The organism is Hymenobacter canadensis, assembly GCF_027359925.1.
In the GTDB taxonomy this organism is placed as follows: domain Bacteria; phylum Bacteroidota; class Bacteroidia; order Cytophagales; family Hymenobacteraceae; genus Hymenobacter; species Hymenobacter canadensis.
In genome coordinates this window covers 150,819-177,183 of the sequence record NZ_CP114768.1, presented here as the reverse complement: position 1 = coordinate 177,183, position 26,365 = coordinate 150,819, and the positions used below count along the sequence as shown (strand labels likewise).

Genomic DNA, 26,365 nt, shown 5'->3' with positions numbered 1-26,365 from the left:
CATGAGCAATGATGGTCAAATACTCGTTCGAGATTATTTAGACGCTGCCTTGGCATTTCGGGCCGCTCACGATTTGATGTGGGAGCCTGCTATTTTCGTGGATGCCGCCATGCTAGACCCATCGCGACCGTTAAAAGCGGGCTGGGGAGGCGACTGGGCGTCCTGGAAGCCCATTGCCAGTACTGTCACCGAGGCAGATATCCACGAGTTGGAAGCTGCCATCGGCCACTCTTTCCCGGCGCTGTATGTCAAATTTCTACGCTACCGCCACTTCTTAGACTTGGATGACGTCGCGGGCGTCTCGTTTATCCTGCACGACCCCAAAGAGTGGAAGGCCGGCTTACTGGACCATTACTTCTTTTTACAGGAACCAGGCACCCTCCGGCAGCAGGGCTATATTCAATTCGCGTACGACCTCAAATTGAAGCCGATTTGCTTTGATTTTAACCACTGCACCCCGGACGGGCAGGATTGCGCCGTGGTTCGCGTATTAGATGTGTATCAAGACCCGGCACCTACGGAGTTGCTATATGGCTCTTTTTTAGACCTTATGCTGGCCTTGCGCGCCGCACAAGAGCAACGTGACGCACTCGCTGGTTAAGCCAATCCATTAACAAAGTGAGTTTACGAAAAGGGTCTGATTCGCCAAAACGAGCCGATTAGTGCTACGGTATTGACGCTTATCATTCCCACTTTCCGGAGCCCGCAACTTCAAAATGATAAATGGTAGTCATTTTAACCGCAACCGATTTACCGGCCCTTTGAGCAGGCACAACGCGCGGAATGGCCTTCATAAGGCGTAGGAGTTCCTGTTTACATAACGAACAAACCTGTGGATGCTCAAGGACGCGCAGGTTCGTTACCTGCCCCTTGGCGCCAACTACATAAGAGAACACTATTTTTTCCCCTTCGTCCATGCCTCGTTTCCAGTGAAAAGCCGTGCGGAGGTAGGCATTGATGCTCAACACTTTCTTTTCATAGATAACCTGGGGCAGTCGCTCTACTTCGGTTATCAGGTATACGCGCTTTTCGTCTTGCCGCTCGACGTGTGGCAAGAACATAGTGGCCAGTAAGAAGCTGAAAATGCCTTTCATATTTACTGCTTAGGGTGTCCAGCGAAACGGTCGGCGAGTGAACGCAGGAAAACCCATTCTCAATCGATGAGCAAGCGCCCCGTGACGCCCGCCACGCGCACCACGTACGCCCCGGGGAGCAACCCGGCCGTGTGCAGAACCAGCGCCTGACTCCCGGCCGGGAGCGTCTGCCGGCGCACCACCTGCCCCAGGCCGTTTAGCACTTCGACCTCCTGGGGCGTGCGCCGCGGGGGGGCCAGCAGCTGCGGGGCATCCTCGCCTCGGGCCGGATTGGGGTACACGCCGAGCACCGCCGTGCGCGCCAGGCCGTCTGCTGTGCGCGTGGCCAAGACACTGCCCAGCCGGGCCACGAAGGCATCGCCGTCCCCCCGCCCGACAAACGCTTGGCCCGCCAGCGAACTGCGCTGAAAATAAAAATCCCCCGCCACGAACGGCTCGCCGGTCCCGCGTACGGCCAGCGAGCGGCAATACTCCGCTTCCGGTCCGCCGTCGCGCAGGGCCCACTGCGGGGTGCCTTGCGGGGTGAACTTGGCCACAAACACATCCGAAGAGCCCGCCGTGGGGAGGGCCGTGCCGCCGAAGACCAACGTGCCCCTAAAATCGCCGCTGACGTAGGGGTTGCCCCCCGCGTCGAGCGCCACGGCGCCGCTCACGTCGTGGTATTCACTCCCCACGCTGCGCGCCCACAGCACCGCCCCGAGCGGGTCGTATTTCACCAGGAAGGTGTCCTGGTCGTTCCCGCCGCCCTGGCTGGCGAGGCCCACCCCGCCAAACGTGGCTTGGGCGAGGAAATAACCGGCCAGATAGGCGTTGCCGCTCGCGTCCACGGCGAGGCTGCCGGCCCCGTCGCGGCCCGGGCCGCCCCCGGACCGCGCCCACACCAGGGCCCCGAGCGGGGAGTACTTGTGCAGGAACACGTCCGTGGCCCGGTTCCCCGCGACGAAGACGTTGCCCGTGGCGTCCAGGGCCACGGCGGTGGTCGCGCGGACTTCGGAATTGCCCGCGGCGGTTTGACGCCACACCAGCCCGCCCTGTGCATCGTATTGGTGCACAAAGACCGCGGCCCCGGCCGGGGAAGCGGCAAAGACGCCCGCCACGCACACGTCCCCGGTGGGGCTGACCGCCACCCCCTCACCGATGCCCCCTGGGCGGTCCGCCTGCTGCAGCCATTGGGCCGTGCCCTGGTTGTCGAACTTGACCAGGAAGGCATCGCTGCCGTTCGCCGACTGGCGGGTACTCAACAAGCCGAACGCCAGGGGCCCGGTAAAGCGGCCCGTCACGTAAACATTGCCGGCCCCGTCGACCGCAACGCTGCCGCCACCACTCGAACTCAACCCGTTGCCGAGGGCTTGCCGCGCCCAGACCAACGCGCCCTGGGCATCAAACTTGGCCACGTAGGCATTGTCGTACGGGCCGCCCGGACTGGACAGCGTAACCGAGCCAATTTGCGCCGTGTACTGCAAGCTGCCCGTCACGTAGACATTGCCCGCGTCATCGACCGCCACGTCGGCACCCAAATCGCTGCCGCTGCCGCCGAGCTGTTGCGCCCAGCGGCCACTGGGCATCTGGGCGTACCCCGGCAAGCTAACCAGCAAGCAGAAGGCCAGGAAGCGCGTGAAAACCAGATGAAAGATTCGGGGCATAAGCAGCGTACAGCAGGTGGGAGCGGCCACAAACCTACTAGAATCCTACGCAACGGAGAGCTAACTCCGGGGTAACCTCAAACCTGTAGCGAGAGGCCAACCAAGTTCAATCAAAGGGTTATTCAGGTAACCAGTCTTCGGTGTGGCGGTGTTGGCGTAGACCTACCGCCTCAAAGGCGTCCTGGTGCCCCCGTGTGGTTACGGCGCCTAGTTGTGCGAGTAGGGCATTAATGGCGCCCTGGCTTGGCCCCCATACCTGCCGCTGCCCATTCTGCCAGCACAGCGCCGCTTGCTGGCCGTGGCCACCGAAATAGTCGGCTTCGACATAGAGCCTGTTATGGACTAGTGGCGCGAAAAACGCCTTTTGCCAGCAAGAGTGTCGCGAAGGCCAGGAAATGAAACTGTTGCATGGTCAGGGCCAGGCGTTCGTAGTCGCGGGCCAAGCGTCGGAAGCGAGCGGCCCAGCCGAAGCTGCGCTCGACGACCCAGCGGCGGGGCAACAGCACAAAGCCGGTTTGTCCGGCTGGCTTGGCAATAACCCGTAAGTCAATATCGTGCACGGCAGCGGCGTATTCGGCTGCCTCGCCCGTGTAGCCCTGATCCACATACGCCACCTGTACCTTTTGGCCCGTGACCTGCTGCACTCGCTGGCAGAGCGCCTCCACCTGCCCGCGGTCGGATTCGTTGGCCGGCGTGACGACGGCGGCCAGCAGGTGGCCCAGCGTGTCGACGGCCACGTGCACCTTGCTGCCCTTGCGCCGCTTGGCCCCGTCGTAACCGGCGCGGGCCCCGCTTTCGGGTGTGCTCTGCACCGTGCGCGAGTCCAGAATCACGGCCGTGGGCTCGGCCTCGCGGCCGGCCAGCACCCGTGCCAGTTCGCGCAAATCGGCCATCATGTGCTCAAAACAGCGGTTATCCCGCCATCGGGCCCATTGTTGATACACGGCGGCCCAGGGCGGCAAGTCGTGGGGCAGGTAACGCCAGCCGCAGCCAGTTTTGACCAGGTAACGCAGGGCGTTGAACACATCGCGCAGCGCATGCTCGCGTTGCGGCGCCTCTTCCCGCACCAGGGCCAAATAGGGTGCTACAAACATCCATTCTGTATCCGATACGTCGCTGGGGTATCCGCTTTGCTGTGCCATACCCCAAATTACGCTACCAGTGCATAACAGGCTCTAGCCGACGGCCGCGAGACCGATGTGCGAGCGCACCTGCTGCTCCAGCTGTGTAGGCATGAAGGAGAAGGGCGCGATGTGTGCCGAACTCACCCCGTTCACGATGCCATCGTAGAGCTCGCCCGTAAGCGGAATCAGGCAAAGACCCTGGGTGAGCGGCACGCGCACCGCTTCTGGGTAAGCAGCGGCCAACGGGAGTAAGGCATCGGTTGAACCAATGAAGGCGCGCAGACTATAGCCCATAGAATAGTATAAAAAAAACGGTGATTCGGCGAAACGAGGGTAATTACTTGGCAGGAGTAAGAGGGAAGACAGTGAATACCGCCAACGTAGAATCTACGCGGCCCATTGGCCCGACCTGCCAAATCCCTTGTCCTGTTTCGGTGAAGGGGGAAAGGCGAACCAGCAGCGTGTTGCGTTTCAACATTCCGGTTTTCGGCAGCCGATCTAATCGGATGAGACTGTCGATTCGCGTATAGCGACCGGTGACTACGTCTGACCCGCCAAAACCCAAGTTCTCGTACTGAAAGGTGCTATCAAGCCGGAACTTCAGCAGCGTGCCGTTGACGCCGGACTCATACGAAGCAAATAAGAGTACGGGGCTGGCAGGCGCTTCGGGCACTGGGTAGCGGAAGAGGGCGTAGCCGAACAACGCCAGCGCAGCCACGCCAATCAGCAGCACGGAAACCAAGAAGAACTTGTTCATGACGTGAAATAGGGCAGCAAGGAGCGCAGATTAGACTCAGTAGCGAGAGCGGTTTAGCCAAACGGTCGGAATCGCTTAAACGAGGCTTATCGGATACGCGATGCTGGTATTCGTACAGCAGGCAATAGAAGCGCAGAAGCGGACGTTCAGGCCGCGCAAACCTACACCAATCAGTTTTTTATGCACCGTATTTTCCTCTCCATCCTCCTCACAACGACTGCTTCCGTAGCCGCAGCCCAAACGGTACGTTTTGGCGTTAAAGCGGGTCCTTCCTACACCAAATTCAGGGGAGTGGACCCCGCACAGCTTAGCTCCGCGAGCAATGCTTACCGCTTGGGTTTTCATGCCGGCGTGCTGGCCGAGGTGAAAGTGACCGATAAGTTCTCCGTGCAGCCGGAATTGTTGTATTCGCAGAAAGGGGCCAAGAATAAGTTGGTGAACGAGATATATACTGTATTCTCCTACCTGGATTTGCCTATTATGGTCAAAGCGCGGCTGGGCGAAACCGGGGTTTTCCTCGAAGGCGGTCCTCAGTTTGGCTATTTGTTCCGGGCTACCTCCACCTTTATGGATAACTCCTATAAGGTGCGTGACAGCTACGAAAAAGTTGATGTGGGGTACGCCGCCGGCCTGGGCTATCAGTTGGCCAGTGGCCCACTCCTCGGCTTTCGCTTCAATGGCGGCCTTACTCGCCTCAATCAACCAATTATTTCCGGTGGCCAAATAAGGGCCACGGAAAACATGTGGAACAATGCGTTTCAACTGTATGCTGGCTACATGTTGGGAAGCAAGTAGGGTACGCTAGCCTACTGGATGGTCTTCCACCGGTTGCTGCAGAAACCTACAGCGGAGCACTAGACAGGGTATCAAAGAAAGACTTTCTGCTAGCTTCTGTGTTTACGCAAACGGTCGGATTCGCCAAAACGAGCGTTCAAATTCAACACATATTATGTGCGAAGTAGCCATTAACATTAGCACGCAGCAAGAGTACTCCGAAATCGATATTTCGGGCAACGAAGCTGATTTTGCCAGTGCTGCGAAGCAGTTGGCTGAACGTTCAATAGGCATATTCGCCCTCAAGCTCAAGCCCAATATTCATTTCCCATTGCCAATGAGGCATTTGTCAATGGAGACGGTAAGCCACTCGAGTGGAGTAATCACGGCCCTGATACAGGGTGCCGAGTTCAAGCTCGTTGGAGACTCACAAGCGTTCCGAAAGTTGACTGATTTCGTGGAAAGCCTAGGCAATGTGCCCCCTGGTGGGCATTTTCATCTGGATTGGTTTGCCAATGCAGACTTGCTAGCACCAGCCACGGCTAATATGTCCTTCATATTTTCCATAAAAACATAAGCTTGATTAAGCTTTGCTAATGGATAAGTAGCGTCTACTCGTTCACTTTAACGGTGATTCGGCGAAACGAGGGTTACATTCGTGTAGCATTATGCCTTCTACTTACAGATGAATATACTCACCCCGGGTCTTATACTTCTGCTTATCGCGAGGGGATTAGAGTGTCGGACAGCACCACTAGCCTCAGCGTACTCAATACAAGATGACTGTCGGCGAGAATGGGTTTATCGTGCCTTCAGCACCCCCGTCAGGGGGCAGGTAATATTCCATGCGCAAACCGATGACCTATGCGGACTTGTCGCTAATGCTTCTGCGACGTTGGTGAAGACTAGCACACAAGACACTATCCGAGTGCTAAACCTGTGTTACTTCGGAAAGCCTTTCCCGATAGGAGTCACCGTAACGGTTCAGCCCGTCAAGGCTCCAGAATTTGAGGTGACCGTCCCCAAGGACCCTTTCGGCTGTTCCCTCAAGTCAACTTGCTTTGGAACAGTGAATACAACCCCATAGCGAGGATAAGTTTGGTACAATGAGCAAATCCTACCCTCCTGCTTCGCCCCGCTTATCCCCGGAAGTCCTTCCCGCCATTCATCGGCAGGGTTACCCGGCGCTGAAGCAGCACGTGACGGCGGCCACGGTCAACTTGCCGGACAGCAGCGGCCGGACCGTGCTTTCGTTAGTGGTGAACTATGGTGACGCGACGATGCTGCAGTGGGTGCTATCCAAAGGGCCTGCTCTGGACCAGCCAGACCGTAACGGCTGGACGGCGCTGCACTTTGCTGCCCAAGCCCATGCCGTGGAAATGGCGGCGTTGCTGCTCGCGGCCGGGGCCACGGTGGACGCGCCGGATGCCTACGGGAACACCCCGTTGTGGCGTGCCGCGTTTGAATCGCGCGGGCGGGGCGCCATGCTGCAGCTCCTACTCGCGCACGGAGCGAACCCAGACCAGGCCAACGACAGCGGCGTAAGCCCGGGCAAACTGGCCGAAACCATTGCCAATTTCAACGTCAAGCAGTTCTTTACAGCGTAGTCTACAACTGCACTGGCGTTCAGCGAAAGGGTCGAAATCGCTTAAACGAGGGTTCCCCTTCTATTCCACTTCAAACTTTTGCTTCAAGGACGCCGCTTCCTGCTGTAGCATCGCTTTGTAGTCCTTGGTCTTAACGCCGTCGATGGCATCAAAGCCATGGGACAAGCAATCGAAGTACAGCCCAACCCGGTCAAAGAGTGGGATTTCGTCGCAGTGGGCTTCGATGAAGGTCTCCAGGGCTTGGTACAGCTGTTCATCACCGACGTAAAAAAATTCTGGTCCTTTCACCGAAAAGACCTCCCACTCGTGGTCGTGCCGCAGCGCTTCCGCTAAAGCCGGTAGGTAGTAGGCAAAAAACGTACGGTGGTCCATCGGCTCAAAAATACAGGGCAAACCAGTCCAGCGGACGTTTACTGAAACGGTCCGAATCGCACAAGAAGCATTTTGATGAGGCGCGTCTGGTTCAGCATCCCCACGGGGTTTAGTTGCACCAGTTAATATCAAAATCCGAGAGGAACGCTTTCTCCCTTTCTGTGGCCCTGATGGTGTTTTGTGGGTAGATACTCGCCCCCATGTACACGTTGTAATGGAGCACATATTCCCCGCCTTTGTAGAAAAACGGCCAGTACAGGGTATCAAGATCACCTACCCGTTCCAAAAAGAAAACTTTAAACTCGTTGTGGAGCTGCTCGGCTATTCGGTAAAAGGCGGCAAAGTCACAGTCCTCCCGGATAACCCATTCGACAGACCCGTTTTCATTAATTTTCTTCATCGTTTTGGAGTAAAACGTTCCGCCGAAACGGTCAAGAAGTAAACGAGCGTTAAATGCCCTCGCCTTATCCGATTAAGCGGTTACATCGCGAGCAAAATTAGTCCATACAATTTCCCGCTTGACCATGGTGAATCGCAGAAAATGATTGTAGACGGTCTCCACGTCGAACTCTGGCTCCAGCACTAACCACCACGAAGTGTTGTCGCTTTTGAGCGTAACGGATGACAAGAAGTACATCGCCCTGATGTCAGCCAGCGGTTTTGCCCACTGCGTGCCCTGGTACTTGTGGTAGGCCAACTGATGGAGTTGCTCCAGGACGTCATCGAGGTCGGCAGCTAGTTCGCGCACCAGCGTCAGTTTGGTGGCAAGCCCTTCTGGGGCTTGGTCTCCCTCCACGGTTAATTCTACCCCGCGACCTGGATAAAGGTCGTTCACTAGACCGAACCACTGGTGGTCTTTGGAATGATACCGAAGGTCTTCGACTCGCATGGTTTACAGTTCAAAAAACCGGTTCGATTAGCGAAAGGAACGGTACTTTGCTCATCTGATGAAAAAACTATTCATTGGTTTCCTTCTGCTGGCTGCGCTCGGGTACGGGCTGTATACGTTGGTCTTCGATCGAGCCAACCACATATACTCCAAACTTCCCCAGATCAAGGTGGGCATGTCACGCGTCGAAGTAACCGCACTGCTTGGGGTGCCGGACACGACCTATGCTTGGCCGGAGGCGCCTTATCCACCAGTACTGCATTACGAGATGGGGCTGGGTGCTCCCGATGCTCTGCGCGTGTTTCTGGACCACGACACCGTCACCGCGTGGAGCTACAATCAGTAGAAAGCCTTCACCTTGTCGTTTAGCGAAACGGTCCTGGCTTGAACGCGGCAATTCAGTTTAAGGAGCGTCTTAGCCGCCTCCGCTTTGAACTTTCTTGCTGAGGTTCGGCGGGTGACCTCCATGCCAGCCCGCTCCTGCGGCGCCTGCAAGCCGGGAAAAATAAAGTACGGTAATTAATTACAAATACTTCGGTGTGATATTCGTATGCCTAATTTTTAGTTGCTTTTGCTCTTTGTCAAGATCAATCAGCAGATAATTGTATCTGGCGTCAGGGATAATATGAAGCAGCCCATACCCGTCAATTTTTACTTCTATTGCGGTTATTCCTTTTTTTGCTAAGGTCACGGTAGTAGCCAAACTCACGGCCTCATCCGTGGTAGCCAGAAAAACGTGTTTTTTCTTCTCGTTGGCAAATACCGCAATAGCATCTTCTTTGAAACCCTGCCGGAAGTGAAGTGCATAGTAGGGATCGGCTATTTTGTTTACAATGTCTTTGGATACTAGATGCTTGTCATAGATCTCTAGTACCGTCAAAGAGTGGTTGCCTTGCTGTTGACAAGACAGGAGTACTGCCCAACAAGCGCTGGCAATTAGTTTCCGTATACACATAAGGCTTATAGAAAGGAACTACCGATAAGGGAAAGGGGAGCAAGCTAAGCAAAAGTCAACTTTACCACTTTTACCAGTCGCTTCAGCGCTATACCCATCACTCTAAGTTGCTGCTAGGATTCTGCGAGGTTAGAAGTGAGGTGGTCTAGCTGAAACGGACAGTTTATTGTTGTTGATTCGCTGGCACCCCATCGCCTTGAATACGGTCCCGACTCACAGCCATAGCCTTTAATAGCGTCGAGTTGAAGATGCAGTTATTGATCTTGGGTGGAAACCCGGGCGTACCCTCGGATCATCAGAAAAGTCTACGAAATGACGTGAAATCAAAGATCCTGAACCATTGATAAATGGTGCAGTTTTCTTAGAAAGTTATCCCGTCAGTTTTCTAGTTTCCCATTGAGTTTCGGCTGGTCCGTCTTTGTCTATAGAAATGGTCGGGACAGTAGAAGGGCGCTACAACTCTGGAAGCGGGATCTGCGGATCAGTTGGGTAGCTCCCGTTCAGCAGAAAGTAGCAGTAGCGGCGCAGGTCCGCCTCGGCATCTCCCCGCAGGTAATCCCCGTACCGCTGCACTTGCCCGTCGTTCATCGCCGCCACGCCCTCGTCGGCCAGGTGGCGCAGCAACGTGTCGCGGTTGGCCCACCACGCGCGGCACGCCGCATAGGTCCAGCGCTCGTGCCCATTGGAAGAATAACTATCGAACACCTCCACGGCCGCGGCGTTGAGCACGGCGTCGAGCTCGTGGAAGGTGACGGGCTGCCGGAACACAAATTCGCAGCAGTCCGCGTCGTTCATCACGTTGGCCGGGGCCTCGCCCACCCCCGTGCCGCACGTGTCGGAAGAGCCCGTGTAAAAAGGCCCCGGGAAATTGAAGGGGTGAATTTCCGGCCAATGATCCTCGTCCAGAAAGCCGAGGTGGACACTATCGGGCTCGCGGAAGGGCAGCACCTGCGTGCGCAAAAACCGGTCGAAGTCCGGGCGGTAGAGGAAGGCCGCGAAGTCGCCGTAGTGCGCCGCGAGCTGCAGTCCGTCCGCAGCCGCGGCAAAGGGAGTTGCCGGCGCAGACACCGACGCGTGGCCGGTAATAAACGCCGTAACCCATTGCAGAAACCCCATGCCTTAAAGGTAATGGCATAACCCAATAATAGGCCCTTCGTGTAGTTGAAAGAGCGTATGGGTATTATTTGGGCGCGTTGGTGCCAAAAGCCGTGTAGCGTCGAGTGGACAAATTGAGTTGGACCCGGTAGAAACAGTCCCCGCCCCCCTTGGCAGCGACGGTACGTGTAGTCCACGACGCAGACGGCGCGCACATCCCCTGTACCCACACATGCGTGACCCCGCGGCCGTCCACTGCCGGCAGGTACTGGTAGCGGTATCGGTAGTAGGCCGGGAGCTGCTGGGCCCGTTCCACCGCCTGCACCAAGCTGTCGGTGAGCCGCCGCTCGTTCGGCGAGAGCGTGGCTGGACCGACCGGGCTGAGCAAGCGCGGCGCGAAGGCGAGCGTGTCGTCGGGGTGAAAAGGGAAGACCACGACGGTGCTGTCGGACCGCTGGGCGTCAGGCCGCACACCGCCGAAGCGCGCGTAGCTTGCCTCTGCTGCGGCCGATAAAGGAGCCTGCGGATAGGCCGACGGGCGAACGCACCCGCTTGCCCCCAGCAAGGCCAAATACACGAGACGGGTCATGCCCAAAAGTAGGGTGGATTAGTTGCAAGCATTGCGTTCAAGAAAACGGTGGTAGTTTAAATGCGCTCAGTTCAAAGTAAAGAGCATTTCTTTGCTTCTTCACTACTTCCTCCACCAGCTATGGCACCTGGCGTCTTACTTGGCCCTACCCACCTACAAGAGCGTACGGTTCCCCTTGAAGCGCCTCAGGGCGTAGAGCCGTTCGAATGGCGCAGGAAGCTCCAAGGGGTGACGGGCAACCGCTGGTTTCGCATCCGGTATGCCGGCCAGCGACACCAGGAGCACGGCGCGCTTATCGTGGGCGTCAACGGCAGCCCGGCTATTGTGGTGGCGGTGGATGCCGAAACACAGGAAGAAATTGTCTTGTTCGACGGCAGCCAGCACGGGTACGACGCCTTGTTTGGGGACGCCGGCACCAGTGCCCAGCGGCCGGCTCTTGGGGCGTGGGACTACTACCAAGACCAGGACGGGGAAGATACCTTCGGCGTAGGCTTGTCGGCCTATTACCAGATTGATTACGAGGACGAGGAAGAAGGCTACTTGGACGAAGTAGACGAGCAGGGGGGCATTACCCTGCCCAATGGGCGGCAGATGCCGTTTGCAGAGGCGCAGCAGAACGGGTTTGACTGCTTCCAGATTGCTATTACCAACCAACGGGGCCGTACCACCGAAATCGTTTCGGAGGAACTGGCTTGAGTTTAAAAAAAGGGTCCGAATCGCTTAAAAGAGCGTTATTCTGCCTCAAGCAGCACGGCAAGTAGCAGCCCGTGCCCGACGATGCGCCCGGGGTGCCCAAAGGAAAAAGCGCGGCCCACCAGGTCTTTCGACACCCGACCCGCCGGGTCGAGGGCCAGCACGCGCACCTCGACCCGGGCTGGCCCGTCCGTGACTTGTTGAAACTCGCACGGCATACAGTAGGCGGGGACGTCCTCCTCGGCCCACACCGACATGCGGAGCCCGGGGCGAAGTGTAACTTCTGGCAAGAGCGAGGTGTACGCAAACACCAACTCTTTCGTGTCGGGGTCGTTCATGGCACAAGCAGGGAGCAGGGAAAGTCAACAAAGGAACTACGGGCCGCGCATGCGCAGTGCTAGTTTAAGCAAAGGGTCGGAAAGGCAAGACGAGGGTAGCTGCAGACCCTGGTGACCTGCGTCGAAACTCAGAAAAACCTCAGCTGCTGGGCCTAGAAGAATCCAGGGTTTCGGGTGATTACTTTCTTCAACTTAACGTGGTAGAGCTTGGTACGAGTAGAATCGAATCGTACCCTTGCCCCTAAATAGTTTCTTCCATAACTCTCCTTCCAATACCTAGCCCAAATGTTATGGGCCAAGCCAACCTCCCGTTTGGGCAGCAACAACTGAAAATGGCCCCGGGCATCCGTACTATCGCCACTGCCCCTCATGTTCACCCACGCGCCGGCTCTGGGGATACCTAACCAGTTCGTTACCACCCCCTGAACAAGAAACAAGCTGTCGGGAATGGTCGCGTGTGTGGGCTTGGTCGCCGTCGCCCTTGACTTCGCCCCTTGGGCCCGCGCCTTCAGCCCACACACCGACCACAGGAGCAACACGATCGTCACCGCCCACCGCCGCCACCCGATCAGGGGCTGCGCCGCCGCTAGGAGGGACCGGTCCACTTGATCTTCCCGAAACAGGCCGCATCTGCGTTCAGGGTGATACTGACTCAAGAAGGCGACTACTTCCCCATCACTCATCTGGGTAAAGTCGACGACCTGCGTTTGGCAGCTGGCGCAATGCCGGCCCACGTTGGTGGGGGCCATGGCATCCCAGCTTTCGGCGCAGGTGACAGGCTGATGGATGGTGGTAGAGCGCATCGCATAAAGGTATCGGGCGGCGCCCTAAACTCTCCTTTATGGGGTTCTTGTTGGAAAATAGATTTTCCCGGCACTACTTCCCATTCACGAAAACGGTCCGACGGTAATCATGCTCCATTTAGCAAAAGGAGTCTTTCCTTGGGGCAGCCTTGGCTGGAGCGCTGCTGCTTTTCGCACTTACCGACGACTTTTCCGGAATGCCTGTTGGAGGCTGTCGAGGCGGTCGGTCGAAACCTCTTTGAAGTGCTCCAACTCGTTGTATGTGCCCACGGATAGCTCCAGGAACACTCTGCGGCGGGAATCCTGTGCATCGCCAAATGTCCCCATGGTCCCCGGATTAAAGACCGCCAGGCTGTCCCGGGGCGGCTCGTTGGCGTTCTTGACCGTGGTCCACTCCTCGTTAAAACTTCTCGTGTTCAACACCCCCAACCGCTGACGCTGCCCCGTGGGGGTGCGATAGTAGTATTGCTGGTCTATAAACCCTTGTTCATCGGCGAACTGGGTGAAGAGTACGCCCGACGAGGGGATGTGGTAAATCCTGCGGCCCCGTTCCAATTCGGGCTTTTGGCCGTCCAGCTGATTGAAAATCACGAGCACCCGTCCGCGGTAGCCGGACGGAATCAAGTACGTTTCGGGGGTAGTAAACGAACGGGTCCAAGAATAGCCCACAAACGCGAGCAGAATGCCCACGACCACTATTTTAAACGGCCAGCGTCGATTTGTCGCTAAGACTAGGACTGAGCCGAGCAATAAGGACGCAAACCCGTACATGAAAAAGTAAAACGTCAGATACAAAAAGACGCCAACGACTACCAGCACGAGGCCTATTGCTAAGAATATGGGAGAGCGTTGAAGCCGCATGGAACGCGTTGGGTTTTCGAAAGCTGAGGCCTTCGAGGCACAAGTTTGTCAAGTTTAAGAGAAGGGTACTAAGCTAGAATTGCTTTGATGGATTCCATTTGCTGTCGGTGCGTTCGCGACGCGGCAGTGGCCAGTTCATCGGCTAGCCACTGCCGGGCTTGCTCCTTGTAGCCACACGCAAACACCGTGGAAATTGCTTGCGCGGAAGCCGGTTGACGTTTCGCCAACAGGTGTTGAATGATGGCATCGGCCGAAACCATCCGGTCCAAGTAGGGCAGCACATACGTCACCACGTCCCGTTCTACCTGCTGGTAGAGTACTTCGGGCACGGTCTGTTCCGTGAACTCGTACCACACGTCTTGGCCGGAACCGCTTAGTTGGCCGACCCGGGCGCGAATCAAACAATCGGGTTCCAGGAACCGGTCGGCGGCGATGCGACCAGTCCACTGGCGGTCGGCTTCCGCTAAATATAGCCCCGTGTTCACCGTAAAACGGATGTCGTGCCGGTCCCCAAACGCACTCTTCTGAATATTGACAATCTTGCCCCAGCCCAGCGGGTCGTAGTAGCGGAAGTTGTTGCCCGTCTTTTTGTAGCCCCGGGCCTTGAAAACGGGCCACAGCACCTTCGTCACGAGTTGGTCAAAGCGAAGCTGAACGTCTGTTTTGAGCATAGTTTACTGAAACGGTCGTGGCTGTTGCAGAAGTGCTAGCCGGCAAGTTGCTGAATTCGTAGCAAGAGGATGCAAGGCAGGAAAGATTTCACCGACAAGGTCGTGACTCGTTTTCGGCTCTCCGAACGGGTTCCGACTCATAACCTGTACCGGCGGCTGGCCGAGCTGGTCGACTGGCGTTTTCTTTACGAAGAGACCAAAGCGCTCTACAGTCACACGGGCCAGCCCTCGCTCGACCCGGTGGTGTTTTTCAAGCTCGTGCTCGTGGGCCGGCTGGAAAACCTGATCAGTGACCGGCGCTTGGTCGAGCACTGTGCCCTGCGGCTCGATATCCTCTTTTTCCTGGGCTACGAAGTGGATGAGGAGTTGCCTTGGCACTCGACCGTGAGCCGCACCCGCCAGCTATTTCCAGCCGCCGTATTTGAGCGCCTGTTTGACCACGTCTTTGCCCAGTGCGTAGCCCAGGGGCTAGTGGCCGGCGACACGCAAGCCGTCGACTCCGCCCCGGTCAAGGCCAATGCCTCGCTGGAAGCGGTGCTGGAAAAGGGGCAGGTGAGCGCCCGCGGCCCGTTGCTGGTCACAGGTGAGCTGGTGGCCACGGCGCCTGCGGCTCACCTGGTAACGGCCCCGGCGCACCAGCTGCGGAATCTGGCCACGGCCCAGGCTCGGCGACAGGGCACGCAATCGGGCGCCTTGGGCGCACAGCATGACAAAGCCCGATTGCTGAGCAACAAGACCCATTATAGCCCCACCGACCCGGATGCGCGCATTTCCATTAAGCCCGGCAAAGCCCGGGCGCTCAATTACCTCTGCAGCCTAGCCGTGGACACGGCCCACGGCGTGATCAGCCACGTGCAGGCTGATTTCGCCGATAGCCGCGATAGCCTGCACTTACCCCGCCTGCTCACTGGGCTGCAGCAGCGGTTACGAGCGCAGCAGCTGCGCATGCATGAGCTGCTGGCCGACGCGGGCTACGCCAACGGCTTGAATTACGCCCTGCTCGAAGCCCAGCAGGTCACGGCCTGGATTCCGGTCTTTGGCCAATACAAGGCCACTATCGAAGGCTTTACCTACGATGCTGAGCAGGACGTTTACCACTGCCGGGCGGGCAAGGCGCTGCCGTTTCGCAAGTGCGATATGACGGCCGACGGCACCGGGCTAAAAATCTACTGGGCCACCTGCTCGGACTGCCAGCAGTGCCCGCTCAAGTCTACCTGCATACCCGGGGCCAAGCGCAAGCAGCTCACCCGCACGCTCTACGACGCACCCTACCGCCGGGCTTGGCAGCGCCAGCAAAGCCGACAGGGACAGCGCATGCGCCGGGTGCGCCAAGGCACCGTCGAGCCCGTCTTCGGCAATCTGATCCAGCACTACGGCCTGCGCCGGATGAACGTGCGTGGCCAGGCCGGGGCCCACAAAACCATGCTGCTCACAGCCGTGGCCTACAACCTGAAAAAGCTGCTCAAGCACCGTGTCAACCGGCAAGTGAGCCTGGCCATGGCCCTGCCACAGCCGATATTAGCCCTTATTAGGCGCTCGCAGGGCCCAACTGGCCGACCTTGACGCACAGATGAGACCTCGGACAGCAGCTGGCAGGAAAAAGAGGGTAACGAAACGAGTTCTGCAACAGCCACGGTCGAAAATCGAAACGAAGATTTTGGTGTGTCTTAGGGTTGCAGATAGTAGTATACCCCAGCCCCGACGGTTGCGACGACGAGCAACGCCACCAACCACGCCGGCCCTTCGGGGGCGTCGACATTCATCTCAAACCGCGTCGGTTGGGCCGGGTCGTAACAGACCACTACAGCCTGCCCCACCAAAAAAGCGGCCGGATACTGCCCTATATCATAGCGTACCACCAGGGTGGGATGGTCTAGGGGCTGGAATTGCACCACTGGAAACAAGGCGGCAGACTCGTAATCGTTAGGGTCCGTTTCGAGTCGCAAGATGCGGCCGGGGGTGCGCACGCCGTGTTGCTGCAGCCATTGTCGCTTGCGGAAGTGGGCCACGAGTGCGGCCACAACCAAGCCTGCCATAGCAAGAGAAACCACGGTGATAATGGCTTCAGCAGTCGAAGCAAGGGTAGCAGCCATTGGACAACAGGTTATCGCTGCAAAATTACAGTTAGCAAGGGAGACGCCTTCTATTCGAGGCTACTAGTTCAGTAAAACGGTCCTGCCCTAAACTTAGGCCCGTTCAAAGTAAGGAGGGTCAGGTTACTATTGGGGAAAAGCTACGGTTATGTCCCATACGGCGGTTACCGGCTTGCGCTCCCGGTTTAGAGCGGGAGAAGAAAATGGTGGCAAGCGCCGAATGACCCGTACGGCCTCCTCGTCATACCCTGGCCCTAAACCTTCCACCACATGGGGGAGGAGAATCTTGCCGGTGGTATCGACAATGAATTTTACTCTGACGTAGCTCTTCACGGGGGGGCGGGGCGCCGAGCGGCGCAGGAGTTCCGCCCTCATCTCGTGCTCCAACATGGCCTCTCCGCCGGGAAACTGTGGCCTGGTGACCGAGTAATCGTCCACGATAGGGTAGCCCTGTGATTGTACTCGAAACGAGTCCGCCGCAGCGCGTTGCCAGCCCGTATTCCGATTCATTTCGGCCGCTACGCGCATTTGCTGCACTTGATAAGCCGGATACTCCGTCTGGTACCATTGCACGCCTAGCCCGCACATAACCAGAAAGACCCCTGTCGCGAAGCACATACCCGCTAGGCGCTGGGCGGGCCTCCGCACCAAAAGAAACGTGACAACGGCGCCAGCAAGCAGCATGACCATCGTGGAGTGCTCGGAGCCCCATCGCCACGCGCTCCGCCCAGAGGTTTTGAACGTGGGTATCGGAGTGGAGTAGAGTACAACGAAACAGTAAAAGCCAAAGGCGATTCCACTGGCCATCAGGACTAACCAGCCTAGCCGCGCCGTCCGTGCCCGCCCCGTTAATCCTTCCAAGTCGCTCAATTTGTAGAAGCGCCTACTCAGGAGAATTAAGGGCAGCCCCAGAACAAAAAAGAGTAAACCAAAAATAATCACGGGTATAAACTAGTGGTGAACCGGGTATAAACTAGTGGTGAACGAAGATTACACCGATTACCCACAGCGTAAGGAATGGTATGCTAAAACGGTCGGAAGGCAAACGCGCCGTTCAGCAAAAGAAGCCTGTTTGGATTACTTCTTCTTTTGTGATCCCCAAGCGAAAAAATACGTGAACCCTGCAATTACCAACGGGGCACAAAGCATAGGGGTAAATATGTAAAATATTGGGTTATGTGTATAATATTCATTTGACTCTGGCCAATTGTATATTCCAATTATAGCCAGTAAGAAAGCTAAGACTGCCCCAACTGGCTTGAAGCGGGACGCAGGGCGTTTTGAAAACAGAATATTTAGGCAGCATACGTAAGCTATGATGACAGGTACACCTATTAAAACTACCGGTATGACCGCAAAAGGGCCCGCCCCAAGAAACAAGGTTACATACATTGCAGTAGGATAACAGGAGTAAAAAGAGATAGGGTCAAAGTATGTCGGGTGGAGAGCGCAGAGGCCGCGGAAGGTTTAGCAAAACGGTAGTGACGCAAACGCGCGCTGTTCAAAGTAAGGAGCGTTAAACCTGTTTTTGCTACCGTGTAACCCCTACTTTTGCTGCTGATGCCCCCGCTAACCTTACCCATAGACGTCCTTCCACTCTTTTCCGTGCTGGACCACAAGCTGCAGAACTTACTGCGTTCGCTCTCGCCCGATGACTGGCAGCACCCCACGTTGGCCCGGCAATGGACGGTAAAAGATGTGGCCGCGCACCTGCTTGCTGGCAACCTGCAAACCCTCTCCATGTTGCGCGACGGCTACTTCGGTGAAGCGCCCGATGTTCCGAGCTATGCCGGCATTGTGGCCTACCTCAACCGGCTGAATGCGGACTGGGTGCGCGCGGCGCGCCGGCTGAGCCCAGCGGTGCTCGTCGAGTTATTGGTCCAGTCGGGCGCCGAGTACACGGCCTACCTCCACACGCTGGACCCGTGGGCGCCGGCGGTGTTTTCGGTGGCGTGGGCGGGCGAAGCCGAGTCAAAGAACTGGTTTCATGTTGCCCGCGACTACACCGAGAAATGGCACCACCAGCAGCAAATACGGGAGGCCGTCGGCCAAACCACCGAGCTACTGACCCCTGCCCTCTACCGGCCGTTCCTGGACACGTTGCTGTGTGGCTTACCCCATGCGTTGCGGGACGTGCCAGCGCCGGCCGGGGCGGTGGTACAAGTATGCGTTACCTCGGCTAGTGGCGGCGTTTGGGAGACAGAAAAAACTGCCGAAGGGTGGCAGTTGCGTGCCACGCCGGTGCCCGGCACCCGGCCCACGGCGGAAGTGGAGTTGGCCCCCGAAATGGCTTGGAAGGTGTTCACCAAAGGGATAAACCCCGCCGATGCCGCCGCGCAGATGCGCGGCGATACGGACTTGAGCGCGGCCGTGCTCCGGTTGGTAGCCGTCATGGCCTAAACTACCCTTGTTAGTTGGCCCCGCGCAACCGATGCAAGCTCAGCAAACAACATGCAGCCGAGCGTTCACGAAAACGGTCCGAAGCTAAACGCGCTTTGTTAAGAATTACGAACGTAATTATGCTCTTTCACTAATTTCCTTCCGATGAGCTACGCCTTGCCGGTGTTGTTCCTTTGTTTTGACGATGATGACCTTTGCTGACGTGGTGAGCAACAGCAGTGATTCCGTGCTGGAGTCCTATACCTACGCCGAGGGCCGCCTGCAACTGGTGCTCGTCCTGGGCGAAAACGACCAGAAAGTCGCCGTGTCCCTGCTCACGGACTGCCTCGCCTTTGCCGGCTCCGTCCTAGCCAGTAGTGAGCGTGCCTACCGTACCTGCTTTCTTGCCCTTGAAGACTTATCGCAGGTACTTGCCGTGGAAAACGGGGTTTATGTGCCCGCTCCCGACTTTGGCAAGCTCATGCAGCAGGCCCGGGCCAACTATCACCTGGCGTATGGTAAGAAGGCAGCCGAATGGACGCATCTCCTTTCCTTGGTCGGGTATAGCCGTTTGGCATCTTGCTTAGTGGCTGATGTAGGGGCAATCTCTGTCACGGAAATAGCAGCTTAAGCACCCCTATAGTTCACGCCGCTAAGTTCAGCGAAACGGTCGGAATCTCTAAAACGAGCGTTACTTGAACGCGTTTTCAACGCGTTCGCATCAGGATGGAGGACCTTCATTTTCGTTTGCTTTTGCTTACCTACATCCAGGAACACGATGGGGAGTGGTACTGGTACCAATTGGACCGCGCGGTGAGCACCACGGAAGGCTTGAACGGTCGGTCTTTGCGGCGAGAACTCGACGCGTTACACACTGCGGGATTGATGGGGAGCCAGGAAGTAGAGGGTCGACTACGTTACTTTATTACCGACAACGGCAGACAGTTTGTGGCGACAGGTGGCAACAGCCAGCAGCTGTAATAAGGGCGCTTTAATGTCTACTCAAACGGTGCTGCCGTGAACAAGAGGCTAGTAAGTAGACCATCTTGCTGGCCATTTGACATCAATAATGAGTTTTTTCGATTTCTTTAAATCCCCTCCGCTCTTGGAAGACCCTTTCTTTGGCCCGCTGCGGTTTATGAAAGGCACCACGGCCAACTACTACTATGAGGGATCGGGAGTGTTTGCCCCCACGGGCCAGACCATTGAGTATTTTATCGACTCGGATGAGAATGGCCCCTCTGAGGCGCAACGCGAATTCTACCGCCACCTTCAGATGGAGTTCAACACTTATGTTACGCAGATCAAGCCCCTGATCATCGACGAGTTTCGCAACTGACGACCGGACTTTGCCATCCAGGATTTTGGGCAAGAGTTCACCCTGTTGTGCGTCACGATTCCACAGCTTGATACCGCTCCGGTAGAATGGAATTTGTCCTTCAGCACCATCCATGACCTAGATCATGACATCACTATTTCCTTCCAGGATGAGCACGCGGTCCACATCCTAATTGATGGGTAAAGGCTAGTTCAAGAAAAGGGTCCGAAGGTAAACGCGTTCTGTGGGGAGAAAGCAGTTAACAGAACTACTCGACCACTTCCTCCTCGCTCATATATAGCTCGGCAGCATCCCTTTTGTAAAGCGTTAAGAATTCGGTGAAACTAGTGGCTACTTGCTGATACTTGTCACCACAGAGTACGAACACAGGATTAGCCGAAAAGGCCTGCGCGTCTAGCCGAATGGCATAGGCCAAGAGGTGAATCATGTAGTCGGCAACTACATAGAACTGCTTGTGCTCGGGCCACGTGCGCATCAAGTCGCTGTACTTGGGCAGCCCATGGTAGTCGTCAAACCGCTCGGCCACCGACTGAACTTCGGCCAGCGAGTAAAAGCGAAAGAAGCGCTCATCGTACGCATGTGCGGTGCCGTTGACCAAGGTGAAGTAGCGGACCAACTCCGCGGGCAGCTGGACGTGGTACCTCTGGGCAAAACGAGTCAATTCGGCTTCGGAAGCCGTTTGTAAGGCAATGGTGCCGCCTTGTTGCCATTGCTGCTGCGCCCACAACAACTCATCTGACTGGTCCATCGGGGAAGCGGTAAAGGGTACGCTGGCAAAGCTATTCGTTTTTGCTCGGGCCCGATCCATAACCGGGCGGCATGCCATGCTTAGGACGATGTGGTCCAAAAAAACGGTCCGAATAGCGGAATGAAGAGTGTGTAGACTGGATTTAAGACCGAAGTGGCATGCTTGCTTCATCACTAATCAGGGAGTGGTCAATGGCAGATTTTACATCTGGTATACTGCCCCTTACCGAAAGGGAGAAAAACGCACTACCGAACAACGCACAAAGTACTTGCGAGAAAAGGGCCCGTTTAAATACCTCTTCAGATTCCGACCAATACTTTTGCTTCCGCCAAACCTGAAGCAGGATACTAGGCACCGTGATGCTTAAGGCGACCAGCCCGCCCAGCATCGCAAAACCTAGAAATCGCTTTAAAAACAGCACCAACAATCCGTGCTCTTCAATCTGCCGGAAAACGGTATCCTCCGACCCGAGAAAGAAGACACTGGCCCAGAACAAGGTGAAGAGCCCACTTGCTGCGTAGAGAATAAGGTAGAGGAACTGAGTAAGGAATCCTTGCTTACGCATGCTTCAGGATTGTCAGAAAAAAGAAAGGTGAACAGTCAAACGGTAGAACGCTGCACGCGCGCTGCTCAAAGTAATGAGCGTTACGGTCTACGAACACAATTATTGCCTCAGGAGTACTTCCTCATACACCCGCACCCGGTATTCTGCTGAATCCAGCAGTTGTGAGGTCATACTGCCGCTCTTTTGCAGCCAAGCGCGGATAATAGAGGCCTCGTCCGCACACTCATCGACAGGGGCCGCAAATGGCAAGGCGTTGTGTAGCGCGCTGATGAAGTTGAACCGCAGCTGCCCCGCTTGCGGGTCGTGCCAGAGGTAGTAGCGCAACCCACCGTGCCACCCGCACTGGGCGAGTTGCTCACGGCGGTTGCGCTTGACGCGCTGCAAAAAGGCCTGCACCTCTTCGGGCGCAATCGCCCCGGCTAGTTCCTCGCTCACGCCAAGGGACCACATGTTTTCGGCGGTCTCTTTCTCCAGTTCCTGCCGCGATGCAGTCAAGTAAACGGGTTCGGTCACGATGGACTCTAAGTCTTGGAAATAGGCTTCTTTATGGCTCATGGGCAGCGGCAAACCTTCTACTACTGGAAGCTCTTGGTCGAAAGGTATCGCCTCTTTTCGTTTGGCGAAACGGTGGCAAGATAAACCCGCTTCGTTTGGTGAAAGGAGGGAATAAAATGCGCGCAGGCTTTGAAACAGCCGTGCAGTATATTTAATTTCTACTAGCTTATTCACTCGTACACGCCGCATGAAAAATCTACTGTTGCTCGTGGTGGTCTTGCTGGCGGGAGGCTTCTCTGCCCCTCCTCCCCCAATCTCCTTGAAAGGCCACTTCTTGTGTGCCGGAGCCGTGATTGACGGAACCGACAAGGGGCTTACTTGCTATGCGCTTACCCAAAGCAGCTGCCGAAACGGCACGGCCGTGTTGGCCTATGAACAACTAGCCAATAAGGAAAAGGGGCAGCCCGCCAATCGGATTGTCGACACCGTCCGCGTGAAGGTGAACAGCGCCAAGCAGGCCCTCTCGATTACGACGTGTACCGACCCCAGCGGCAAACGCAGAAGCTATTTCGTCCTCATTTCGCTTAAGCAGCCGGGGGAACACTTGAGTGGCATCCAACGGGCTTGGACATACAACGCCAAGGACGAGTTGGTGGAAGTGCCGTTGAAAATGGTCAAATGCCTCAACGGCGATTACGGAGCGGAGTAGCTGGGATGACGCACGCCGTTCGATTGGCAAATCTCCTGTTTTTCGGTTGCCGAATCTGCGTTTGCGAAAACGGTGGCCAGGTAAACAGGGCAGCTCAGTTTAAGGAGGGTTACTTTACGTGGACACTGAATACAGCTCTAGGTCGCCCCTTGATGGTTCTCTTCCGATTTACGTTGACGTTTTATGGGCAGGCGTTTGCGCCCGAACCTTTCGTGGCAGGATTGAAAGCCATGGGTGCCGTGGTTGAATGGGGCGCGGATAACAACGAGCATGCGACGCCCTACCTGGAGGTGTTACCCGCCCAACCCTTCTCAACGAATCCCAACGCGGACAACCACCTACAGTGGTTCATTGCTGTGTTGGACGCCCATTACCCTGCCCTTCGGGCCGCGGGAGTGGAACAGAGCGTGCTGTTTACGCACGTGTACTACGAAGGGGGCCAATGCAATATGGAACTGTTCAATCCGAACTTTTATGCTTGTGCTTCCCGCTGTGAACTGGCCACTCCGCTCAGCGCGTACAAAATCTCACAGAAGGAATGGAACAAGCTGGAGCGGGAATGCCGAGACGCATACGCCGAGCCAAACGAAACAACACCCTAAAACAGCATTGCGCAGTTCAAGAAAACGGTCGTGCCTTAAACGGATGCCTGTTTAAAAATAGGGGCATTGCTTGAGCCGTTCGCAACTCGCGGTGCGAAGCGCGGGTCGGGCGGCCTTTTCGGACGCCGCAACGTGGCAGATGCCCCGCGGCGCCTTACCTTGCCCTATCCCTCGCGTTTGCTGTCTTTTGCTGTCTTATGAAAACAAGCCTGTTTCTGCTGTTCTCGGTGTGCCTGGGCTTGCCGGCTACGGCCCAAAGCGTTTCGGCCCGAGTGGACAGCGTGGTGGTGTTGGTGCACGCCGGCTCCGATAACCCTGAGTTGCACCAACTGATGAGCCAGGCGTTGCACGTGGAGAAGTGGCACGTCGAAGCGGTACAAGCGCAGCTGGCAGGCAAGCTCTTTCACCTCACTTACCAAGAGTACCGAAACGGCGTGGCAGAGGCCGAAAAGGAATTGGTCGGTAACCCGGCGCGGCTGCTGCGCTGCGACCCGCAGGGGCACTTTGCGATGGACGTTTTCGCGCGGCAGGCCACCGACACCCGGCTGGAAAACCAGTTCCTGTTCGCCGCCGGCGCCACCGTCAAGTCGTTTGTTGCCCTGCCGGGTCAGGGCGACCGCTACAGCCTGCGCACCGACCTCTGGCCTTACAAGGTACGCCCCGCGTTGGTGCGCACGCCGGGGCAGCAGGTCACGGCCGACCGAAAGTTTCCCGTGGGCCAGAAGGTGCCGTTTTTGGTGTACACGCTGCCCTACGAATCGGACGGGTACCTGCTGTACTGCGCGCTGGCCCAGAGCAACGTGCCGGTAAAAGACTGGTACGCCAAATATAAGATTGCGCACTTTGTCGTCTACAACCTCCGCATCGAGTAAGCGCCGGGAAGGCCCTCCACCCGTACAAACGACGGTCCCGAGTGAGTGCGGCAATCACGCGTCAACCGTGCCACCAGAAAGCGCCTGAACAGTTAAACGGTCCCAAGGACATCCGGCCGTGAAGGGGCGCTCGAAATTAAGCGGGCTTACTTACGTTCTCCCGCTGGGGCAGCTGCTTTCGGGTTGGGGCCATAAGCATTGTCCCCGCTATCCCCCGCCGCAAAAAGCATCCAGAACACGTAAAAAGGGATGAATTGGTACCAGCCGCTATTGCCGCGGTCGTGGCACCGCTTGGCCCCCTGGGCCACGAGGAACCACAAGCACAGCAGAAAGGACGCCAGGTAGAAGAGGGCTAGTAAAAGGTTGTCGTTCTCGTTGGGACCAAACACGAGTTGGAGGACGACCAAAACGATTAGGTAAGCGAAGTAGCTCAGGCCGTACTCTAAGCGCCCAATTCGGCCTTTAGGGGAAGAAACGTCTCGAAACACCAGGCAGAGCTATAAGGGGGAGCAGACTTTTGCTGGCAAAATTACTCAAAGAGTTTATCAGAACGGTACTGGCCTGAACGAGCTCTGTTCGAAATAAGGAGCAATTTGATCCAGTGCTGGGAGTTCTGCGACAGCTATGGTCGTCACGTTTCGGTCAGTCTAAAAACCGTCGGAATGGCAACGAAGCATCAGGTAAGTGCTCACCACTCGGTGGAACGGACTACATAGCTGATGCTCGGGTACGTATTGCCCGGGGAGACAACGCCCGTCACGCCGATATTGCGCCGCACCTTTCCGTCAACCCAGATTTGAACCCGAAAATTGGCGTCATAAGGATACGGCAACCCAGCTGTCCCCAGAGTCCGGTAGGATGCAGTAACGGTAAAATCCCGCCCCTCGACCACGTTGGCGGTGTAAGAGCCAACCCGATTGCCGGAGATGGCCGTCACTTCGTGGATATTATCGGGTTGAGTGCCATCGGGCAGCGTGCTACGACTGCTCACCGTAGCGCCGAGGCTGCTGGGCACTTGATCAGCGAAATACTCCACGAGCACGGTGTGGGTTACGGGCGCCGGGTCCTGCTCTTTTTGTTCCCCGCCGCAGCTCACCGTTAGGGAGGTGAACACAGCAAATAGCAAGGACCGGAAAAAGTAGGCGTGGAACATGAGTGACAGCGAGGGATTAGACCCTTGATTGGGCCGAATGAACAAAGCAATTGGGAAAGGGCCGAATATAAAGATACAGCAGCAAATTTGATATAACCTCAGTGCAAAGGGTTAATTTATAACTATCCTTAGTTGGCATAGCCAATTTTCACCCACACTGAATTCAGCAAAACGATCCAAAGGTGAACGAGCGTTCTACTTTTAGCACATGAGAGTTTCCATGCTAGTCCTGTCAGCGACCCTGCTACTCAATGGCTGCGAAAGCAGAACGCTGCGGTATTCAGCCTTCGAAGACCTAGTTGTTGGCTCGTATACCGTTCGCCTCTTCACCAATGGGGAGTGTGAAGTGGAAATGGGCCTGGGCTACCACGACGGGCGTTACACCATACAGGGCGATACCATCCGCCTCACATACCTGGACGGCGCGCTTCAGGGAATGCCCACCCGCTTGCTGCTCACGCCCGCTCACCTCGTTACCCTGCCTTCGCCGGAATATCCCAGCTCGACCAGGATACGCCGGCAATAGGTGACAGACGTTTAGGAAAACGGTGGCTCGGGCATCCTTTAAACGAGAGTCGTTAACGGTACAATCCTACTCTTTTAGGGTCCAAAGCTCGCTGCCCCCAGTGGGAATATAGAGCTGGCCGTTGGCTACGAGTAGATCAGAGATGCCGTAGTTAAACGACTCCTTGAACACCGCTTTGCCCGTCTTACTATCCACGCAATACAGGTTGCGAGCGGTGGTCCCAAAATAAATGCCCTGCTTAAGGCGGCAGAATTGACTAGCGACCTGCTCTTCGGGGCCTAATTGGGTGCTCCACAGCACTTCGCCCGTAAGGATGCTGAGACAGACAACCCGAGCGTCATAGGTGGCCACGATCACTTGGTTGCCCTGCACCAGCGGTGGATACAACGCCTGGCACTTCAAGTCGGTACTCCACAATTCGGTGCCGTCTGCATACCGGAGTAACTTGACTTTACCCCCCTGATAGTATTTGTCGTTGCATACCAAAAGCCCGTGGGGTGTGGCGACCGGGTCTGAACTGGCGTAGCCGGGAAAACGCGTCGCCCAGTCTATTTTCCCACTCGTGGCATCCACCGCGATTAGGCTGTCAGAAAGGCCCCACATGCCGACGTAGAGCTTA

General features: G+C 56.6%; 34 protein-coding genes. 13 read left to right on the top strand and 21 right to left on the bottom strand.

The genetic code is table 11. The features are described from left to right. Position 1: 1 nt before the first annotated feature. On the top strand, positions 2–601 hold the full coding sequence (locus O3303_RS20200) for an SMI1/KNR4 family protein (RefSeq protein ID WP_269562239.1): 600 nt from the start codon (positions 2–4) through the stop codon (positions 599–601). An 82-nt stretch (positions 602–683) separates the two neighbouring features. On the opposite strand, the gene O3303_RS20195 is transcribed toward O3303_RS20200, so the two are convergent. The 5 genes from O3303_RS20195 to O3303_RS20175 form a co-directional block, all read right to left on the bottom strand. Then, complete coding sequence (locus tag O3303_RS20195) at positions 684–1,094, bottom strand: hypothetical protein (protein ID WP_269562238.1); 411 nt, start codon at positions 1,092–1,094, stop codon at positions 684–686. Positions 1,095–1,153: 59 nt separating this feature from the next. Continuing rightward, on the bottom strand, positions 1,154–2,737 hold the full coding sequence (locus O3303_RS20190; protein ID WP_269562237.1) for an SBBP repeat-containing protein: 1,584 nt from the start codon (positions 2,735–2,737) through the stop codon (positions 1,154–1,156). Positions 2,738–3,072: 335 nt separating this feature from the next. After that, positions 3,073–3,879 (bottom strand): IS5 family transposase, encoded by an 807-nt coding sequence (locus O3303_RS20185; protein WP_269558484.1) that lies wholly within the window; start codon positions 3,877–3,879, stop codon positions 3,073–3,075. Positions 3,880–3,912: 33 nt separating this feature from the next. After that, on the bottom strand, positions 3,913–4,155 hold the full coding sequence (locus O3303_RS20180) for a hypothetical protein (protein WP_269562236.1): 243 nt from the start codon (positions 4,153–4,155) through the stop codon (positions 3,913–3,915). Between the two features lie 43 nt (positions 4,156–4,198). After that, positions 4,199–4,618, bottom strand: coding sequence for a hypothetical protein (locus O3303_RS20175; protein WP_269562235.1), 420 nt, complete (start codon positions 4,616–4,618; stop codon positions 4,199–4,201). Positions 4,619–4,798: 180 nt separating this feature from the next. Between O3303_RS20175 and O3303_RS20170 the strand changes: the two genes are divergently transcribed. The 3 genes from O3303_RS20170 to O3303_RS20160 all read left to right on the top strand — a co-directional run bounded on the left by O3303_RS20170 (position 4,799) and on the right by O3303_RS20160 (position 6,999). Then, positions 4,799–5,413 (top strand): porin family protein, encoded by a 615-nt coding sequence (locus O3303_RS20170; RefSeq protein WP_269562234.1) that lies wholly within the window; start codon positions 4,799–4,801, stop codon positions 5,411–5,413. Positions 5,414–5,567: 154 nt separating this feature from the next. Continuing rightward, positions 5,568–5,969: a hypothetical protein gene (locus tag O3303_RS20165; RefSeq protein ID WP_269562233.1), complete on the top strand. Its 402-nt coding sequence runs from the start codon at positions 5,568–5,570 to the stop codon at positions 5,967–5,969. A gap of 529 nt (positions 5,970–6,498) precedes the next feature. Next, positions 6,499–6,999: an ankyrin repeat domain-containing protein gene (locus tag O3303_RS20160; protein ID WP_269562232.1), complete on the top strand. Its 501-nt coding sequence runs from the start codon at positions 6,499–6,501 to the stop codon at positions 6,997–6,999. Between the two features lie 60 nt (positions 7,000–7,059). Here the strand turns inward: O3303_RS20160 and O3303_RS20155 are convergent, their stop codons facing one another. From O3303_RS20155 to O3303_RS20145, 3 genes are all read right to left on the bottom strand, one after another. Further along, positions 7,060–7,371 carry a hypothetical protein gene (locus O3303_RS20155; protein WP_269562231.1) on the bottom strand — a complete coding sequence of 104 codons (312 nt, stop codon included), beginning with the start codon at positions 7,369–7,371 and terminating at the stop codon, positions 7,060–7,062. Positions 7,372–7,480: 109 nt separating this feature from the next. Next, a complete protein-coding gene (locus tag O3303_RS20150) occupies positions 7,481–7,771 on the bottom strand; it encodes a hypothetical protein (RefSeq protein ID WP_269562230.1) in 291 nt (96 codons plus the stop codon). A gap of 72 nt (positions 7,772–7,843) precedes the next feature. Beyond that, a complete protein-coding gene (locus O3303_RS20145; protein ID WP_269562229.1) occupies positions 7,844–8,260 on the bottom strand; it encodes a hypothetical protein in 417 nt (138 codons plus the stop codon). Positions 8,261–8,318: 58 nt separating this feature from the next. Here O3303_RS20145 and O3303_RS20140 point away from each other — a divergent pair, with 58 nt between their 5' ends. Further along, positions 8,319–8,606, top strand: a complete 288-nt coding sequence (locus tag O3303_RS20140) for a hypothetical protein (protein ID WP_269562228.1) — start codon at positions 8,319–8,321, stop codon at positions 8,604–8,606. Between the two features lie 177 nt (positions 8,607–8,783). Here the strand turns inward: O3303_RS20140 and O3303_RS20135 are convergent, their stop codons facing one another. The 3 genes from O3303_RS20135 to O3303_RS20125 all read right to left on the bottom strand — a co-directional run bounded on the left by O3303_RS20135 (position 8,784) and on the right by O3303_RS20125 (position 10,899). Continuing rightward, a complete protein-coding gene (locus tag O3303_RS20135; RefSeq protein ID WP_269562227.1) occupies positions 8,784–9,215 on the bottom strand; it encodes a hypothetical protein in 432 nt (143 codons plus the stop codon). Positions 9,216–9,668: 453 nt separating this feature from the next. Then, entirely contained in the window at positions 9,669–10,331 is a 663-nt protein-coding gene (locus O3303_RS20130) for a hypothetical protein (RefSeq protein ID WP_269562226.1), read from the bottom strand. A 64-nt stretch (positions 10,332–10,395) separates the two neighbouring features. After that, positions 10,396–10,899: a hypothetical protein gene (locus O3303_RS20125; protein WP_269562225.1), complete on the bottom strand. Its 504-nt coding sequence runs from the start codon at positions 10,897–10,899 to the stop codon at positions 10,396–10,398. A gap of 228 nt (positions 10,900–11,127) precedes the next feature. Between O3303_RS20125 and O3303_RS20120 the strand changes: the two genes are divergently transcribed. Continuing rightward, positions 11,128–11,595, top strand: a complete 468-nt coding sequence (locus O3303_RS20120; protein WP_269562224.1) for a hypothetical protein — start codon at positions 11,128–11,130, stop codon at positions 11,593–11,595. A gap of 35 nt (positions 11,596–11,630) precedes the next feature. Here O3303_RS20120 and O3303_RS20115 read toward each other — a convergent pair whose 3' ends face one another. The 3 genes from O3303_RS20115 to O3303_RS20105 form a co-directional block, all read right to left on the bottom strand. Next, on the bottom strand, positions 11,631–11,930 hold the full coding sequence (locus O3303_RS20115) for a hypothetical protein (protein ID WP_269562223.1): 300 nt from the start codon (positions 11,928–11,930) through the stop codon (positions 11,631–11,633). A gap of 980 nt (positions 11,931–12,910) precedes the next feature. Then, positions 12,911–13,423: a DUF6843 domain-containing protein gene (locus O3303_RS20110; protein WP_269562222.1), complete on the bottom strand. Its 513-nt coding sequence runs from the start codon at positions 13,421–13,423 to the stop codon at positions 12,911–12,913. A gap of 239 nt (positions 13,424–13,662) precedes the next feature. Continuing rightward, positions 13,663–14,265: a DUF4304 domain-containing protein gene (locus O3303_RS20105; RefSeq protein ID WP_269562221.1), complete on the bottom strand. Its 603-nt coding sequence runs from the start codon at positions 14,263–14,265 to the stop codon at positions 13,663–13,665. A gap of 102 nt (positions 14,266–14,367) precedes the next feature. Here O3303_RS20105 and O3303_RS20100 point away from each other — a divergent pair, with 102 nt between their 5' ends. After that, a complete protein-coding gene (locus tag O3303_RS20100) occupies positions 14,368–15,828 on the top strand; it encodes an IS1182 family transposase (RefSeq protein ID WP_269562018.1) in 1,461 nt (486 codons plus the stop codon). Between the two features lie 104 nt (positions 15,829–15,932). Here O3303_RS20100 and O3303_RS20095 read toward each other — a convergent pair whose 3' ends face one another. Further along, positions 15,933–16,358 carry a DUF3592 domain-containing protein gene (locus O3303_RS20095; RefSeq protein ID WP_269562220.1) on the bottom strand — a complete coding sequence of 142 codons (426 nt, stop codon included), beginning with the start codon at positions 16,356–16,358 and terminating at the stop codon, positions 15,933–15,935. A 1,605-nt stretch (positions 16,359–17,963) separates the two neighbouring features. Between O3303_RS20095 and O3303_RS20090 the strand changes: the two genes are divergently transcribed. The 3 genes from O3303_RS20090 to O3303_RS20080 all read left to right on the top strand — a co-directional run bounded on the left by O3303_RS20090 (position 17,964) and on the right by O3303_RS20080 (position 20,076). Continuing rightward, positions 17,964–18,758, top strand: a complete 795-nt coding sequence (locus tag O3303_RS20090) for a maleylpyruvate isomerase N-terminal domain-containing protein (protein ID WP_269562219.1) — start codon at positions 17,964–17,966, stop codon at positions 18,756–18,758. Positions 18,759–18,942: 184 nt separating this feature from the next. Continuing rightward, positions 18,943–19,368, top strand: a complete 426-nt coding sequence (locus O3303_RS20085; protein ID WP_269562218.1) for a hypothetical protein — start codon at positions 18,943–18,945, stop codon at positions 19,366–19,368. Between the two features lie 474 nt (positions 19,369–19,842). Then, positions 19,843–20,076 (top strand): hypothetical protein, encoded by a 234-nt coding sequence (locus O3303_RS20080; RefSeq protein ID WP_269562016.1) that lies wholly within the window; start codon positions 19,843–19,845, stop codon positions 20,074–20,076. A gap of 247 nt (positions 20,077–20,323) precedes the next feature. Here O3303_RS20080 and O3303_RS20075 read toward each other — a convergent pair whose 3' ends face one another. The 3 genes from O3303_RS20075 to O3303_RS20065 form a co-directional block, all read right to left on the bottom strand. Then, complete coding sequence (locus O3303_RS20075; RefSeq protein ID WP_269562217.1) at positions 20,324–20,884, bottom strand: SMI1/KNR4 family protein; 561 nt, start codon at positions 20,882–20,884, stop codon at positions 20,324–20,326. Positions 20,885–20,966: 82 nt separating this feature from the next. After that, positions 20,967–21,389 carry a hypothetical protein gene (locus tag O3303_RS20070; protein ID WP_269562216.1) on the bottom strand — a complete coding sequence of 141 codons (423 nt, stop codon included), beginning with the start codon at positions 21,387–21,389 and terminating at the stop codon, positions 20,967–20,969. Positions 21,390–21,488: 99 nt separating this feature from the next. Then, positions 21,489–22,118 carry a hypothetical protein gene (locus tag O3303_RS20065; RefSeq protein WP_269562215.1) on the bottom strand — a complete coding sequence of 210 codons (630 nt, stop codon included), beginning with the start codon at positions 22,116–22,118 and terminating at the stop codon, positions 21,489–21,491. Between the two features lie 13 nt (positions 22,119–22,131). On the opposite strand from O3303_RS20065, the gene O3303_RS20060 reads away from it, so the two are divergent. From O3303_RS20060 to O3303_RS20050, 3 genes are all read left to right on the top strand, one after another. Continuing rightward, complete coding sequence (locus O3303_RS20060) at positions 22,132–22,593, top strand: hypothetical protein (RefSeq protein WP_269562214.1); 462 nt, start codon at positions 22,132–22,134, stop codon at positions 22,591–22,593. A gap of 149 nt (positions 22,594–22,742) precedes the next feature. Continuing rightward, positions 22,743–23,195 carry a hypothetical protein gene (locus O3303_RS20055; RefSeq protein ID WP_269562213.1) on the top strand — a complete coding sequence of 151 codons (453 nt, stop codon included), beginning with the start codon at positions 22,743–22,745 and terminating at the stop codon, positions 23,193–23,195. A 197-nt stretch (positions 23,196–23,392) separates the two neighbouring features. Continuing rightward, complete coding sequence (locus tag O3303_RS20050) at positions 23,393–24,067, top strand: hypothetical protein (protein ID WP_269562212.1); 675 nt, start codon at positions 23,393–23,395, stop codon at positions 24,065–24,067. Between the two features lie 146 nt (positions 24,068–24,213). Here the strand turns inward: O3303_RS20050 and O3303_RS20045 are convergent, their stop codons facing one another. From O3303_RS20045 to O3303_RS20035, 3 genes are all read right to left on the bottom strand, one after another. Beyond that, positions 24,214–24,555, bottom strand: a complete 342-nt coding sequence (locus tag O3303_RS20045; RefSeq protein ID WP_269562211.1) for a DUF805 domain-containing protein — start codon at positions 24,553–24,555, stop codon at positions 24,214–24,216. A gap of 200 nt (positions 24,556–24,755) precedes the next feature. Then, the gene (locus O3303_RS20040; RefSeq protein ID WP_269562210.1) at positions 24,756–25,220 is read right to left on the bottom strand and encodes a hypothetical protein; all 465 of its coding nucleotides are present in this window, start codon (positions 25,218–25,220) and stop codon (positions 24,756–24,758) included. Positions 25,221–25,812: 592 nt separating this feature from the next. After that, positions 25,813–26,349: an outer membrane protein assembly factor BamB family protein gene (locus tag O3303_RS20035; RefSeq protein ID WP_269562209.1), complete on the bottom strand. Its 537-nt coding sequence runs from the start codon at positions 26,347–26,349 to the stop codon at positions 25,813–25,815. Positions 26,350–26,365: the final 16 nt, after the last annotated feature.

What these genes read in the sequence shown, in the direction of transcription:
- O3303_RS20200 (WP_269562239.1), top strand. Translation starts at nt 2, where the DNA reads ATGAGCAATGATGGTCAAATACTCGTTCGAGATTATTTAGACGCTGCC.
- O3303_RS20195 (WP_269562238.1), bottom strand. Translation starts at nt 1,094, where the DNA reads ATGAAAGGCATTTTCAGCTTCTTACTGGCCACTATGTTCTTGCCACAC.
- O3303_RS20190 (WP_269562237.1), bottom strand. Translation starts at nt 2,737, where the DNA reads ATGCCCCGAATCTTTCATCTGGTTTTCACGCGCTTCCTGGCCTTCTGC.
- O3303_RS20185 (WP_269558484.1), bottom strand. Translation starts at nt 3,879, where the DNA reads ATGGCACAGCAAAGCGGATACCCCAGCGACGTATCGGATACAGAATGG.
- O3303_RS20180 (WP_269562236.1), bottom strand. Translation starts at nt 4,155, where the DNA reads ATGGGCTATAGTCTGCGCGCCTTCATTGGTTCAACCGATGCCTTACTC.
- O3303_RS20175 (WP_269562235.1), bottom strand. Translation starts at nt 4,618, where the DNA reads ATGAACAAGTTCTTCTTGGTTTCCGTGCTGCTGATTGGCGTGGCTGCG.
- O3303_RS20170 (WP_269562234.1), top strand. Translation starts at nt 4,799, where the DNA reads ATGCACCGTATTTTCCTCTCCATCCTCCTCACAACGACTGCTTCCGTA.
- O3303_RS20165 (WP_269562233.1), top strand. Translation starts at nt 5,568, where the DNA reads ATGTGCGAAGTAGCCATTAACATTAGCACGCAGCAAGAGTACTCCGAA.
- O3303_RS20160 (WP_269562232.1), top strand. Translation starts at nt 6,499, where the DNA reads ATGAGCAAATCCTACCCTCCTGCTTCGCCCCGCTTATCCCCGGAAGTC.
- O3303_RS20155 (WP_269562231.1), bottom strand. Translation starts at nt 7,371, where the DNA reads ATGGACCACCGTACGTTTTTTGCCTACTACCTACCGGCTTTAGCGGAA.
- O3303_RS20150 (WP_269562230.1), bottom strand. Translation starts at nt 7,771, where the DNA reads ATGAAGAAAATTAATGAAAACGGGTCTGTCGAATGGGTTATCCGGGAG.
- O3303_RS20145 (WP_269562229.1), bottom strand. Translation starts at nt 8,260, where the DNA reads ATGCGAGTCGAAGACCTTCGGTATCATTCCAAAGACCACCAGTGGTTC.
- O3303_RS20140 (WP_269562228.1), top strand. Translation starts at nt 8,319, where the DNA reads ATGAAAAAACTATTCATTGGTTTCCTTCTGCTGGCTGCGCTCGGGTAC.
- O3303_RS20135 (WP_269562227.1), bottom strand. Translation starts at nt 9,215, where the DNA reads ATGTGTATACGGAAACTAATTGCCAGCGCTTGTTGGGCAGTACTCCTG.
- O3303_RS20130 (WP_269562226.1), bottom strand. Translation starts at nt 10,331, where the DNA reads ATGGGGTTTCTGCAATGGGTTACGGCGTTTATTACCGGCCACGCGTCG.
- O3303_RS20125 (WP_269562225.1), bottom strand. Translation starts at nt 10,899, where the DNA reads ATGACCCGTCTCGTGTATTTGGCCTTGCTGGGGGCAAGCGGGTGCGTT.
- O3303_RS20115 (WP_269562223.1), bottom strand. Translation starts at nt 11,930, where the DNA reads ATGAACGACCCCGACACGAAAGAGTTGGTGTTTGCGTACACCTCGCTC.
- O3303_RS20105 (WP_269562221.1), bottom strand. Translation starts at nt 14,265, where the DNA reads ATGCTCAAAACAGACGTTCAGCTTCGCTTTGACCAACTCGTGACGAAG.
- O3303_RS20095 (WP_269562220.1), bottom strand. Translation starts at nt 16,358, where the DNA reads ATGGCTGCTACCCTTGCTTCGACTGCTGAAGCCATTATCACCGTGGTT.
- O3303_RS20085 (WP_269562218.1), top strand. Translation starts at nt 18,943, where the DNA reads ATGATGACCTTTGCTGACGTGGTGAGCAACAGCAGTGATTCCGTGCTG.
- O3303_RS20075 (WP_269562217.1), bottom strand. Translation starts at nt 20,884, where the DNA reads ATGGATCGGGCCCGAGCAAAAACGAATAGCTTTGCCAGCGTACCCTTT.
- O3303_RS20070 (WP_269562216.1), bottom strand. Translation starts at nt 21,389, where the DNA reads ATGCGTAAGCAAGGATTCCTTACTCAGTTCCTCTACCTTATTCTCTAC.
- O3303_RS20060 (WP_269562214.1), top strand. Translation starts at nt 22,132, where the DNA reads ATGAAAAATCTACTGTTGCTCGTGGTGGTCTTGCTGGCGGGAGGCTTC.
- O3303_RS20050 (WP_269562212.1), top strand. Translation starts at nt 23,393, where the DNA reads ATGAAAACAAGCCTGTTTCTGCTGTTCTCGGTGTGCCTGGGCTTGCCG.
- O3303_RS20040 (WP_269562210.1), bottom strand. Translation starts at nt 25,220, where the DNA reads ATGTTCCACGCCTACTTTTTCCGGTCCTTGCTATTTGCTGTGTTCACC.
- O3303_RS20035 (WP_269562209.1), bottom strand. Translation starts at nt 26,349, where the DNA reads ATGTGGGGCCTTTCTGACAGCCTAATCGCGGTGGATGCCACGAGTGGG.